This is a genomic window from Gordonia terrae (assembly GCF_001698225.1).
GTDB lineage: Bacteria > Actinomycetota > Actinomycetes > Mycobacteriales > Mycobacteriaceae > Gordonia > Gordonia terrae.
The window spans coordinates 563,596-576,221 of the sequence record NZ_CP016594.1 but is presented as its reverse complement, the minus strand read 5'-3'; the positions used below and the strand labels follow the sequence as shown (position 1 = coordinate 576,221).

General features: G+C 65.5%; 13 protein-coding genes. 4 read left to right on the top strand and 9 right to left on the bottom strand.

The features are described 5' to 3' along the window. Nucleotides 1-2: 2 nt before the first annotated feature. The 6 genes from BCM27_RS02640 to BCM27_RS02615 form a co-directional block, all read right to left on the bottom strand. A complete protein-coding gene (locus tag BCM27_RS02640) occupies nucleotides 3-758 on the bottom strand; it encodes an SDR family NAD(P)-dependent oxidoreductase (protein WP_004021519.1) in 756 nt (251 codons plus the stop codon). Next, on the bottom strand, nucleotides 755-1,996 hold the full coding sequence (locus BCM27_RS02635; protein ID WP_004021518.1) for an acyl-CoA dehydrogenase family protein: 1,242 nt from the start codon (nucleotides 1,994-1,996) through the stop codon (nucleotides 755-757). The genes BCM27_RS02640 and BCM27_RS02635 overlap by 4 nt, the downstream gene beginning before the upstream one ends. Continuing rightward, on the bottom strand, nucleotides 1,993-2,214 hold the full coding sequence (locus BCM27_RS02630; protein WP_239450648.1) for a ferredoxin: 222 nt from the start codon (nucleotides 2,212-2,214) through the stop codon (nucleotides 1,993-1,995). The genes BCM27_RS02635 and BCM27_RS02630 overlap by 4 nt, the downstream gene beginning before the upstream one ends. A 2-nt stretch (nucleotides 2,215-2,216) precedes the next feature. Further along, the gene (locus BCM27_RS02625) at nucleotides 2,217-3,479 is read right to left on the bottom strand and encodes a cytochrome P450 (RefSeq protein ID WP_004021516.1); all 1,263 of its coding nucleotides are present in this window, start codon (nucleotides 3,477-3,479) and stop codon (nucleotides 2,217-2,219) included. 45 nt (nucleotides 3,480-3,524) lie between these two features. After that, nucleotides 3,525-4,019 (bottom strand): nuclear transport factor 2 family protein, encoded by a 495-nt coding sequence (locus tag BCM27_RS02620; RefSeq protein WP_081487012.1) that lies wholly within the window; start codon nucleotides 4,017-4,019, stop codon nucleotides 3,525-3,527. An 80-nt stretch (nucleotides 4,020-4,099) separates the two neighbouring features. Beyond that, nucleotides 4,100-5,605 carry an aldehyde dehydrogenase family protein gene (locus tag BCM27_RS02615; RefSeq protein WP_004021514.1) on the bottom strand — a complete coding sequence of 502 codons (1,506 nt, stop codon included), beginning with the start codon at nucleotides 5,603-5,605 and terminating at the stop codon, nucleotides 4,100-4,102. Between the two features lie 133 nt (nucleotides 5,606-5,738). Between BCM27_RS02615 and BCM27_RS02610 the strand changes: the two genes are divergently transcribed. The 3 genes from BCM27_RS02610 to BCM27_RS02600 all read left to right on the top strand — a co-directional run bounded on the left by BCM27_RS02610 (nucleotide 5,739) and on the right by BCM27_RS02600 (nucleotide 8,582). Continuing rightward, on the top strand, nucleotides 5,739-6,716 hold the full coding sequence (locus BCM27_RS02610) for an NAD(P)H-quinone oxidoreductase (RefSeq protein WP_004021513.1): 978 nt from the start codon (nucleotides 5,739-5,741) through the stop codon (nucleotides 6,714-6,716). Between the two features lie 203 nt (nucleotides 6,717-6,919). Then, nucleotides 6,920-7,468: a UGSC family (seleno)protein gene (locus tag BCM27_RS25705; RefSeq protein WP_004021512.1), complete on the top strand. Its 549-nt coding sequence runs from the start codon at nucleotides 6,920-6,922 to the stop codon at nucleotides 7,466-7,468. A 1-nt stretch (nucleotide 7,469) separates the two neighbouring features. Beyond that, nucleotides 7,470-8,582 carry a hypothetical protein gene (locus BCM27_RS02600; protein WP_004021511.1) on the top strand — a complete coding sequence of 371 codons (1,113 nt, stop codon included), beginning with the start codon at nucleotides 7,470-7,472 and terminating at the stop codon, nucleotides 8,580-8,582. Nucleotides 8,583-8,670: 88 nt separating this feature from the next. Here BCM27_RS02600 and BCM27_RS02595 read toward each other — a convergent pair whose 3' ends face one another. Further along, the gene (locus BCM27_RS02595; protein WP_004021509.1) at nucleotides 8,671-9,870 is read right to left on the bottom strand and encodes an alpha-hydroxy acid oxidase; all 1,200 of its coding nucleotides are present in this window, start codon (nucleotides 9,868-9,870) and stop codon (nucleotides 8,671-8,673) included. Nucleotides 9,871-9,950: 80 nt separating this feature from the next. Between BCM27_RS02595 and BCM27_RS02590 the strand changes: the two genes are divergently transcribed. Next, nucleotides 9,951-10,790, top strand: coding sequence for an enoyl-CoA hydratase (locus BCM27_RS02590; protein ID WP_004021508.1), 840 nt, complete (start codon nucleotides 9,951-9,953; stop codon nucleotides 10,788-10,790). A gap of 84 nt (nucleotides 10,791-10,874) precedes the next feature. Here the strand turns inward: BCM27_RS02590 and BCM27_RS02585 are convergent, their stop codons facing one another. Beyond that, entirely contained in the window at nucleotides 10,875-11,630 is a 756-nt protein-coding gene (locus BCM27_RS02585; protein WP_004021507.1) for an ABC transporter permease, read from the bottom strand. Nucleotides 11,631-11,710: 80 nt separating this feature from the next. Beyond that, nucleotides 11,711-12,625, bottom strand: coding sequence for an ABC transporter ATP-binding protein (locus tag BCM27_RS02580; protein WP_004021506.1), 915 nt, complete (start codon nucleotides 12,623-12,625; stop codon nucleotides 11,711-11,713). Between the last annotated feature and the right edge of the window lies 1 nt (nucleotide 12,626).

Sequence of the window (12,626 nt, the reverse complement as noted above, 5' to 3'; positions counted from 1 at the left end):
GTTCAGGAGGTCGCGGTCCGGCCACCGTCGACGGGCAGGACCGTCCCGGTGGTGAAACTGGACAGATCGGACCCGAAATACAGTGCGGCACCGACTATCTCGTTGGGCTGGCCGGCTCGTCCCATCGGGAAGCCCTTCGCCCGGGCTCGCCATTCGTCGGTGTACCAGGCGTCGGCCAGGTCGGTCAGGAACGGGCCGGCCATGATCGTGTTGCAGCGCAGGCGGGGACCGTACTCCTGCGCCAATCCCTTTGTCAGCGTGTTGAGGCCGGCCTTGGCCGCGGCATAGATCAGGTCCGTGGTCTTCGGACGAACCGACGCGATCGAGCTGACGTTGATGATGGAACCGCCGTCGGCCATCTTCGGTGCGGCCAGCGTCGCCATCCGGAAGGGCCCCTTCAGATTGACCTCGAGGGTCTTGTCGAAGAGCTTCTGCGAGGCGGTCTCGAGCGAGTCGTAGGTCGGCGCGATCCCGGCGTTGTTGACGAGGACGTCGAGTCGGCCGAATTCTGCGACGGCGGCATCGACGAGCGCGACACAACCGTCCCAGTCACCGACATGACCGGCGATCCCGGCGGCACGGACTCCACTCGCCTCGGTCACGGCAGCGGCCGCCTCGTCGACACCCGCCTGCTTGCGGCTCGCGATGATCACGTTGGCACCGGCCTCGGCGTAGGCATGTGCCATCTCGAGTCCGAGTCCGCGGCTGCCGCCGGTCACCAGGACGGCACGACCGGACAGGTCGATGGAGACACTCATTTGGTGGGTTCCGTTCGAGAGGGCTTGGGCGCGCGCGGTTCCCGCGGCAGCCCGAGATGACGTTCGGCGATGATGGAGCGCTGGATCTGGTCGGTGCCGCCGGCGATCCGGTAGCCGGGCGCACCGAGCAGGTGTGCGTTCCAGGAGAACGTGCCGGGGTCGCCGTCGTCAGCGATCAGCTTGTCTCCCAGCATTGTTCGCGCCAGGTCGGAGACCATGCCGAGCCGCGTCACCCACTGGAGTTTGCGCATCGACCCGGCCGCACCAGGCGCCTCGCCGGCGTCACGGGCACGCTTGTCCCGGCGCAGCGCCACCTCGGCGCCGACCTCGCGGAGGCGCACCTCGGCCAGCCCCGTGCGGATGTCGCGGTGTTGCAGGGAACCGGTGCGCTGCGCGAGCTCCAGGAGCTGGTCGAACGAGCCGCCCACCCCCTTCTTGTTCGATGCGTTCGCCCGCTCGAAACCGAGTGTGGCGCGAGTGACCGCCCACCCGTCGCCGATGTCACCCAGCCGATGGCTGTCCGGTATCCGAACGTCGTTGAGGAACACCTCGTTGAAGCTGGTGCCGCCCGACATCTGCCGGATCGGCCGTACCTCGACACCCTCGGCATCCATCGGGATGACGAAGGTCGTCAGTCCGCCGCTCCCCGACGAACCCGGTTCCGTGCGGACGATGGCCTGACCCCAATCGGCGAACTGGGCGCCCGAGGTCCACACCTTCTGTCCGGACAGGACCCAGTCGTCACCGTCCCGACGTGCGCGAGTGGAGACGTTGGCGAGGTCGGAGCCGGCGGCCGGTTCGGAGAACAGCTGACAAGCCAGTAACGACCCGTCCAGCAGCCCCGGCAGCAACATCGACCGGACGGTCTCGGAGGCGAAGATACGGATCGTCGGTGCGATCAGATTGACGGTCACCGAGAGCAATTCGTGCCGAGGCAGCGGGACCAGCTCGGCCTCCGCCTGTTTGAACGCGTCCTCGAACTCGGCCGGCAGGCCCGCGCCGTACATGTCTGACGGCCAGGAGATCGCCGCATAGCCACCGTCGAACTTCGTGCGTTGCCACGCGCGCAGCTCGTCGATCAGTCCTTGCTCGACGTCGTGGGACAGGTTGTGGAACACCGAGACGTCGTGAGCATCACGGGCGGCCACGGATGTCGCAGGCGCATTCTCGGCCAGCCACACGCGGGCCGAGACGGTGTGCTCGTCGAGATCGGGGCGCCGGGTGGCGGCTGCCGTCATGCCTCGGCCTCCATCGAGATGGCGCGCTCCGGGCAGCCGTCCACGGCTGCCTGCACGTCACGCAGGTGCGGCGAATCGCCGGTGACGGTCTCGGCGAGCAGGACCGGAAAGCCCTCGTCGTCGGGATCGAACACGTCGGGGGCCAGCGTGTAGCAGCGTCCGTGACCGCTGCACCGGCCGGTGTCGATGGTGATTCGACGGATTGCGGTGTCGTGCATGGTCATACCGTCCACCCCAGCTCCAGTCGTTCCAGTCCGACCTGCGGGCCCGCCTCGACAAGGCCCTCGGTGTTGGTGACGGAGTAGTTCGGGATGCGCTTGTGCCACTCTTCGAGCGCGATCGCCAACTCCTTGCGGGCGAGGTGCGCGCCGACGCAGCGGTGCGGACCGCCCGCGAAGGAGTAATGAGTGGTGATCTGACGGTCGAGCTGGATCTCGGTCGGGTTGTCGAACTCCGCCTCGTCCCGCGACGCCGAGGGGTTGGCGACCATCACCATGTCGCCCTTCTTCATCGGGCAACCGTGGAAATCGGTGTCCTCGGTCACCTTTCGAGCGGTCATGACGATGTTGTGGGCCCGCAGGAACTCCTCCACGGCATTCGGGATGATCTCCGGCTCGCGGACGATCCATTCACGATCGCTCGGGTTGTTGGCCAGCCAGTAGAACATGTAGCTGAGCTGACTTTTCACCGTGTCCAGCCCGGCCAGCAGGATGACCTCGGACATGTTGGCGAAGTTCTCGTCGGTGATCGGTTCGCCGCCGATCACGGTGTTGGCCAGGATGGAGAAGAAGTCATCCTCGGCATTGGCCGGCGGGTTCTCCCGCCGGTCTTTCAGGATCTCCGAGAAGTAACCGCGGATCGCGATCTGCGCGTCGCGCTGGCTGACCGCCTTGTCCCCGAAGTGGCCGAGGCCCTCGAAGGTCGCCTCGACCCACGCCATGAACATCTCGGTGTGCTCCATCGGCAGGCCGACGATACGCAGGAAAACCTGTGTCGGAAACACTTTCGCGAACTGCTCGATGAAGTCGCATTTTCCGTCGGCGGCGAACTTCTCGATGGTCTCGATGCAATCCTGTCGGATCCGGTCCTCGTTCTGCTTCACGAAACGGGGCGAGAACGCGATGTTGAGCATCCGACGGTACTCGCTGTGCTGCGGCGGGTCGACCATCGTCGGGATCCAGTGCCAGTCCGGATTGGGGATCGACGGGATGGTCGCGTGGCTGCTGAACACCTCCGGGGTCTGGTATGCCTCACGGACCAGATCGGAGGTCAACAGCATCCAGAACCCGGGGCCGTAGGACGAGTACGCGGTCGGCCCCTGGTTTCGCAGCTCGTCGAACTTCGAGAAGTAGCTCAAGGCCGGCTGCGGGGTCGTGTAGTCGAAGTTGACGACCGGGCAACCGGCGGCCTCGGCACGCTTGAGCCGCTCCGCAGCTTCCGCCAGGTCGGCTTCGGTGAGTTCGGGGGTCGAATGGGCTGCCATGGTGATGTGTCCTCGAATCTTGGCTGGCTGGTTGGCGAGACGTTCTCAGTGGCGGACGGCGGCGGGGACCTCGGCACCGGCGATCGGTGTGGACGAGATCGGCAGGAAGCTCGCCACCTTGATCGTGTGGACCATGTGGGTGATGACCCATCCGCGATCGCGACGGGCGAGCTCGAGCGTGTAATCGGCCGCCATCATGAGGAACTCGGCGTCGTCGTTGCGGATCTGCTGGTGTGAGACCAGGTAGGCAAGGGCGGACGCGGTGTCACCGTCGACGTCGACGCCATACGGCGACACCATGTGGTGCTGCCATGACACGTGCGAGGTGTTGGCCTCGACGTATTCGGCCACTGCGGTCGCACCCGTCACGGTCGTGCGGCCATTGTGGTACTCCACGACGACGTCCTCGTCGAGGATGGCCGCAAGTCGCTTCCACTGCCGCGCGTCCACAAGGGTCGCGTAGTCGGTGATCGTCCGTCGGATCTCCATGTCATCGACCACGCGCGCCATCCGTTCGACCATTTCCTGTGTCGTAGACATCCGCTTTCCCTCACCTGTACTTCAGACGACTGTGTCACAAGCCACATTAATTTATCATGATGATTATCGCAAGGCGAATCTCATCGGTAGCGGCGAGACCACACCGACTTGCGACGCGTGTACTCCTCCAGCGCAGGCGACCCCAGGCTGCGGCCGTATCCCGAGTACTTCGCGCCGCCGAAGGACACCGCCGCATCGAGTACCTGGTAGCAGTTGATCCACACCGTGCCGGCGTCCAGGACGTCGGCAGCTCGTTCGACGCGTGCGATGTCGCGCGTGAACACCCCTGCCGCCAGACCGAACTCGGTGTCGTTGGCGATTCGATACGCCTGGTCCTCGGTGTCGAACGGGATGACCGACATCACCGGGCCGAAGATCTCCTCCCGAGCCACCCGCATCGACATGTCGACGTCGGCAAAGATCACCGGCGCCTGGAAGTTGCCGCCCGAGTCGGGCGCCCCACCCGCGAGTCTGACCGTGGCTCCTTCGGCCCGTCCGATGTCCACATAGGAGCGGACCTTGTCGCGCTGCTGCGGCGTGATCAAGGGTCCGAGATCGACCGCTTCGTCGAAAGCGTGACCGACGGTGAGGTTTTCGGACACCTTCACGGCGCGCTCGAGGAAGTCGTCGTAGATGTCGCGGTGCACCAGAGTGCGCGAACCGGCGGTACAGACCTGACCGGAGTTGTTCCACACCGACCCCGCGGCCGTCGATGCCGCCAGATCGAGATCCGCATCCGGGAAGACGACCACCGGCGACTTGCCGCCGAGTTCGATGTTCACCTTCTTGAATGTCTGCGCAGCCGCGGCGGCGAGTGCTCGCCCGGTGTTGACCGAACCGGTGAAGGACAGTCGATTGACCCCGGGGTGCGCGACCAGCGCGCTGCCTACCGCGCCGGCTCCGTGGACCACGTTCAGCACACCGGGCGGAATGCCGGCCTCGAGGGCGAGCAGGGCCATGTACGTGGCGGTGAGAGGAGTGTGTTCGGCCGGCTTGAGCACGACAGAGTTGCCGGCCGCGAGCGCCGGGGCGACCTGGTTGAAGAAGGCCGCCGGTCCGTTCCACGGCTTGATGACCCCCATGACGCCGATCGGTTCGATCCGCTCGGTGACGGTGTAGTCGGGCCCGACCGGCGGCATGTGACCGGAGATCTTGGTGGGCCAGCCCGCGTAGTAGCGCAGGGCGTTGATCGACGCCTGGGAGACGAACGACGCGTACTTGCGCACGATCCCGGCGTCGAGCCCGTCGAGGTCGCCGGTCACCTCGCGCTGTTCGGCGATCAGGTCGGCGAGCCGATGGAGTCGCTCCTCCTTCTCACGCGGGGCCAGCAGGCGCCAGCGCCCGTCCTCGAATGCGGCGCGGGCACTGCGGACCGCGTCGTCGAGATCGTCGGCGTCGCCGTCGGCGACCACACCGATCTGGTTCCCGGTCGAAGGATTCATGATCGGCCGCTCCCCGCCGACCCGTGACATGCGGCGTTCTCCCTCGATCACGTGCGGGATCGTCCCCGCCGAGAGGAATGCCGCGGCACGGGCGTCGACTTCGGTGCCGTCGACGCTGGATCGGTGATGGCCGGTTGCGGTCATGTCAGAAGAACCTCCTGAAGAGCCGGCGCTCACGCCGACCGTGGACTTGCGACGTGGAACACATTATCTTATTTCTCATGATGTTTACACCGGTGCGTGATGCGCCGATCGAATTCCATACGAGGAGCCGACGATGCGAGCCGTGACCGTCCGAGAGTTCGGGGGGCCCGAGGTCCTCCAGATCAGCGAGCTGCCCGACCCGACCCCCGCCTCCGGTGAAGTACTCCTGGGCGTGGCGGCCACGGCCGTCAACAAGGGCGACACCCATCAGCGGGTCGGGAACTATCCGCCGCCACCAGGAGTCACCGACGTGATGGGCCTCGAGTGCAGCGGCACCGTCCTCGCGGTGGGCGACGACGTCACGCGGTGGAAACCGGGCGACGAGGTGTGTGCTCTCGTCGCCGGCGGCGGGTACGCGGACCGGGCGGTCGTACCCGCGGGCCAAGTGATGCCGGTACCCGCAGGCGTGGACCTGATCTCGGCTGCGGCTCTGCCCGAGGCCGCGGCCACCGTGTGGTCGAACGTCTTCATGGAGTCCGCAATGAAACCCGGTGAGACCATCCTCGTCCACGGCGGCGCCGGCGGGATCGGCTCATTCGCCATCAGCCTGGCCGCCGCGCGCGGCCATCGCGTGTTCGCCACGGCAGGCAGTCCCGGCAAGGTCGCCACATGCCTGGACCTCGGCGCGGACGTGGGGATCGACTACCGCGACGAGGACTTCGTCGGAGTGGTGAAAGAAGCCACCGGAGGCAGGGGCGTCGACGTGATCCTGGACAACATGGGTGCGTCGTACCTGGATCGAAATCTGAAGACACTGGCAACCGGCGGACGACTCGCGATCATCGGAATGCAAGGTGGCACAAGGGGTGACCTGAACATCGGCCGACTGCTGGTCAAGCGCGCACGAGTCATCGCCACCTCGCTCCGGCCCCGACCACTCGCCGAGAAGGCGGCGATCTGCTCCCAACTGGTCGAGCAGGTGTGGCCGCTCTACGCATCAGGCGCCATCAAGCCTGTCATCGACTGCGTGATGCCGCTGGCCGATGTCGCGCGTGCCCACGAACGGCTAGAAGCGAGTAGTCACACCGGCAAGATCGTGCTGGTGCCCTGAGCAGCGCAGCGGCTCAGTTCGAGCACGCACGCACCTTGACAGCACCATTTCTCATGATAAACATTGGTGTGAGCGTCGCCACAGTGCCTGGGTGCGCAGTAGTCGCCCCCGCGAGGACGCTCGTCGGCTGAGGGGCTCCTCACCGGCGTCCCGCGAGTCGGCGGTAGACCGACCATCCGCGCTTCATCGAGAGGGTTCCGAAAATGCCAGTCATCTACGATCCTGCGGCGTCCGACCCCGTCGACGTCGTCGACTACACACTCAAAGCGGATGTGACACAGGCCGGCCTGCGGGTTGGTCTGGTCTCGAACGGCTTCCCGGACGCCGGAACGCTGCTGTCCGCGGTCGGGCGGCTACTCGAAGAGAAGCTCGACCGCCCGGTGATCCGACTCTTCGAGCGAGACGACCCGACGATCACCGTGAGCGAGGAGATGCTGGAGGACGTGCGGAACTCCGACATCGTCGTGACGGCGTTGGGGCAGTGCGGTTCCTGTACCTCCAGCACCGTGCGGGATGCTGCGGCGATCGCGAAACTGGGCATACCGTCCGTGGCCCTCGTGTCCTACAAGTTCCTCGAGCTCGCACAGTTCATCGCCGATTCGGCCAGAATGCCTGACGTGCCACGGGTGCCGCTCCCACACCCTGTCTCCGGCACCGGCGTCGAGAACATCGAACGCATCGCGGCCGGAGCGGTCCACGAGGTGATCGGCGTGCTCGCCGGACAGCCGCTTCCCGTCGGAGTGGGGCACTGACATGGCACAGTCAAAGCTGGTCTCACGCGAGATAGAGGGCCGCTCGGACGACGAACTGCAGAACTGGTTGCGCGACAATCGCCGTACGGACGGGCTCCCGGTCATCCTCCCCACGCGGGAACGTGTCGAGGAGATGTTGTTCGCGGCAGCGATCGCCGGCCTCGACCGTGACCTCATCCTGGGACGGGTCGCCCCGCAGATGGGAGAGGCGACCATCGAGAAGGTGGCGATCAACGCCGTGATGGCGGGGTGCGTCCCGGACTATCTGCCGGTGGTCGTGGCCGGCGTGAAAGCTGTCTGCGACGAACGACTCGACATGTCCGCGGTCCAGTCGACGACGCACGCGCTGACCCCACTGCTCATCGTCAGCGGCCCGATCGCCCCGGCGCTCGCGATCTCCGGTTCGCACGGCGCCCTGGGTTACGGACACGCCGCGAACCTCACGATCGGCAGAGCAATTCGGCTGTGCCTCATCAATCTCGGAGGAGGATGGCCGGGGTTCACCGACATGACCCTGCTCGGACACCCGGGCAAGCTGTCGTACTGTCTGGCGGAGCACGAGGAGAGCCCGTACCCACGGCTGCACGAGACCTTCGGCTTCGACGCGGAACAGAGCGTGCTGACCGCGGTGAACGTCCTCGGACCACACACCCTCACATGCGTTCTCGATGACGATGACCCGGACCAGCACAATCGTCTTCTCGAGCTGATAGCCCGGACGATCACGTCGCCCGGCAACAACAACGCGGTCGCCGGACGCGGCACCGTCGTCGTCTGCCTGAATCTCGAGCACGCCAGGGCTCTTCATGCGGCGGGTTACACCCGCGCAGACATCCAGCGCGAGCTGTATGACAGGGCGACCAACCCATACGAGCTGGCACGGCTGAACGGCGACATCCCACTCGCCGACGAGGCTCCGGTCGACGCGCATGGCAACCGTAGGGCGCTGGAGTCACCCGAAGCGGTCCTGGTGCTCGTGGCCGGGGGCCCGGGCGCCTACTCGTGCGTCATGATGTCGTGGGGGTACGGGGCGCACGGGAATGTGCCTGTTTCCAAGGAGATCGTCACCACCGACGAGTGTGACATCGCCCTGCCCGTGAGCATCGCCCGGTGAGCGGTCACGCCGCCTCGTGCCGATCCCCTGCCATCCACCCATGATGGGTGGATGGTGACCGGCCGCAAGTAACCGACCGGTGGCGTCATCACCACCAGAGATCTCCCACCTCACCTTCGACACAGGCAAGGTGACTGCGAGACAAGTCGCGAAGTGAGCTCACACCCATCAGGTGGGCGGTGCGCCGCGTCTCGGAATCGAGTATGTCGAGTACGCCGGACACACCGTCGACGCCTCCCACAGCCAACCCGTACAGCCAGGGACGACCGATCAGGACGGCCCGCGCCCCCAGCGCCAATGCGACGACAACGTCTGAGCCCGAACGGATTCCACCGTCAACGAGAACGTCTACGTCACACCCCACCCGGTCGACGATGTCGACCAGCGCCCGAGCCGTGGGCAGGGTTCCGGCAAGTTGTCGACCACCGTGGTTGGAGACGATCACCCCCTCGGCACCACTGTCGACTGCGCGAGCGGCATCTTCCCCGTCCAGGACGCCCTTGACCACGACGGGCCCGTCCCAGCGGGCACGCATCCACGCCAGGTCGTCCCAGGACAGGTCGGGGCGCATCGCGATCGCGTGGCGACGAACCGACTCGGCGATCCCACCGTCGTCGCCGGCAGCAGACAGGTTCGCCAGGCTGAACCGCCGGTGCCGGGCTGCTGCGAGGAGCCAGCGGGGACGAGCGGCATAGTGCAGAGCGACGGCCGGCGACAGCCATGGTTCCGAATTCATACCGAAGCGCCTCTCCCCCAATCGATTACCGACGACAGGAACATCCACGGTGACGACGAGGGTGCCGAACCCGGCGGCGCGAGCCCGATCGATGAGTGACCCGGTCAGATTCCGGTCGCCCCAGGGATAGAGCTGGAACCAACCGGCCGAGGTAGCCGACCGGCCGACTTCCTCGAGCGAGTGGGTTGACCCGGTGCTCAGGATCGCGCGCGTCGAAACACGTTCGGCCGCTTCGACGGCTGCGAGATCACCGGCGCCTCCCACAGCCCCCGCAAGACCCACGGGCGCAAGCAGAATCGGAAGCCCCAGGTCATCACCGACCACCGTGGTGGCGGTGTCGACTGACGGCACTCCGGCCAGCACGCGTTGTCGCACATTCCATCGACTCCACGCCCACGCGTTCGCGGCAGTGGTTCGACCGTCGTCCGCGCCGTTCTCCACGTAAGCCCACACCGGTCGGGGTAGACGACGACGCGCAGCGGCCCGATAATCGGCGATGTCCAACCGCGCGTCGCGGCGCGTGGGTACGACATCAAACGGTCCTATCTTCATGTCTCACAGCCTATCTGGTGAGTTCGCGAGAAGCATCAATTCATCGTGATGAATTTGGGAAGTGCTGCTACCCTCCGGCCATGACAGAAACGAATCCCGGCCTCATCACCTACGAGACCCGCGAAGCGATCGCATACGTGACGCTCAACCGGCCCGAGTACTCCAACGCACAGAACTCCGCGATGACCTACGCCATCGATGACGCTCTCGTCCGCGCGGTCGAGGACGACGACGTGAAGGCCATCGTCCTGTCCGGCGCCGGCAAGCACTTCTGTGCCGGACACGACATCGGCACACCGGGGCGCGATGTCGACCAGAGCTTCGACCGGCGCGCGCTCATCTACTGGGATCATGTCGGCCGCGAGGGCGTGGACTCCCGCTTCGCCCGCGAGTCCGAGGTCTACCTGGGCATGTGCCGCAGGTGGCGCGAGATCCCCAAGCCGATGATCGCGAAGGTCCACGGCGCATGCATAGCCGGCGGTCTGATGCTTGCCTGGGCGTGCGACTTCATCGTCGCCTCGGACGATGCGTTCTTCTCCGACCCGGTCGTCAAGATGGGCATCCCGGGCGTCGAGTACTTCGCGCACCCCTGGGTGATGAGCCCTCGTACGGCCAAGGAGTTCCTGTTCACCGGTGACCGTTTCGATGCCACTCGCGCACTGGCCGCGGGTTTGGTGAACCAGGTCGTGGCGCGTGACGAACTCGACGACCGCGTCGACGCCATCGCCGCGAGGATCGCGACGATGCCGGCTTTCGGCCTGGCTTTGGCCAAGAAGGCGGTCAATCAGGCCGAAGATCTGCAAGGCTTCCGGTCTGGACTCGATTCGGTGTTCGGGCTCCATCACATGGGCCACGCGCACAACGCCGAGGTCGCAGGTGATTCGCTGAGTGGAATGGATGCGCGCGGCATGAAAGGTTGATGCCGAACGGCCCACCGAGCACCGACAGCGCAGTTGAAACCGGCCCCGGCGACGATGTCGCCGGGGCCGGGGTCTGTGACGATCTCAGTCCTGCCAGCGCAGGAGCCGACGCTCGGTGTACTGGAAGACCGCGTTGACGAACACCGCGATGATCACCAGCTCGATGATGATCGCGAACACAGTGTTGATCTGGTAACCCGAGGAGAACAGGACTATGTCCTGACCGATACCGTTCGTCGCGGCGATCATCTCCGAGGCGATGACACCGAGCAGCGAATACGTGAAGGTCAGGCGGAGACCTGCGAACATGGTCGGCACCGCGGACGGCAGGACGACCTTCCAGACCAGCGCCGGGCCCTTGAGACCGACCACCCGCGCCATCGTCATGAGATCGGTGTCGACCGACTGGACCGCCGACCTGGCGTTCTCAGCGAGGATGAAGAACACGATCGTCACGGCGAGGAACACCTTCGCGTTCATCGTCAGTCCGAACCAGGCGATGAACATCGGTGCCAGCGCGATGCGCGGAATGCTGTTGAGCGGCACCAAGAACGGACCGAAGATGTCGTTGGCCCAGCTGCTGAGCCCGAGAATGAAGCCACACACGGTACCGAGAACGGACCCGATCACGAAGGCCAGGGCAACCGCCTGGAAGGTCGCGCTCAGCGACGCCAAGCCCTCGGGCGACGGGACATAGTCGAAGAACGCGGTCCACACCTGGCTGGGTCGTCCGAACAGCAGCGGGTCGATCACCTCGGTCCGAGACGCCCACTCCCACAGCGCGAGGAAGGTCGCGACCACGGCGACCTGGATCGCCGTGACCGCCAAGCGGTGCTTCATCTTCGACGGCGCCTTCGCCGCATCATCTGGCTCCGTCGTCGGCGTCGAGGATGAAAGAGTCACCCTCTCATCAGATATCGTCATCGCTCATTCACCGCGTCAGGTGCAGTCGAGGCGATCGCGCCTTCGAGGCTGTCGAAGAGATTCTGAGTGATCTCACGGAACTCCTCCGTGTAACGGACCTCACCGAGATGGTCCGCACGGGGGCGAGGTAGATCGACGATGATGTCCTCGGCGATACGTCCCGGACGGGGCAGCATGATCACCACCCGGTCGGCCAGCAGGACAGCTTCGTCCAGATCATGGGTGACGAAGATGACCGTCTTGCGTTCATCCCCACCGTTCTCCCAGATTCGAAGAAACTCTCCTTCGAGCGTGAGCTTGGTCCGCGCGTCGAGTGCGGCAAAGGGCTCGTCCATCAACAGGATCGACGGATCGGAGGCCAGCGTCCTGGCGAGCGCGACGCGCTGGCGCATCCCCTGTGAGAGCTGGTTTCGGTACTGCGTGTGCTTGTCACGCAGGCCGACGAGGTCGAGCATCTCGTCGGCGCGTTCCCGGCGACGTTGCCGATCCCAACCGCGAACCTCGAGTGGCAGTTCCACACTGCGACGAGCACTTCGCCACGGCAGCAGGGCATCTCGAGCGAACATGTACCCGATGTCCAGGTTGGGGAGACGGGGAGCTTCCCCGTTCACCTTGACGGTCCCATGCGTGGGTTTCACCAAACCCGCGACCATGTTCATCAGCGTCGTCTTTCCACAGCCACTGGCCCCCACCAACGCCACGAACTGGCCGTCAGGGATCTCCAACGTCACGTTGTCGAGCGCAACAACGGTCGACGCTGCGGAGGTGTCTTTCTTCGATTGCTTCGGCAGTTCGAACACCTGCCGAATGTTGGTGAAGCTGACCCGGGGCTCGGCGACGGGATCAGCGGCACGTACCGCTTCGCTCATGTGCTTGCCGCTCTTTCGTGTGTTCGGCGTGACAGTGGTCATG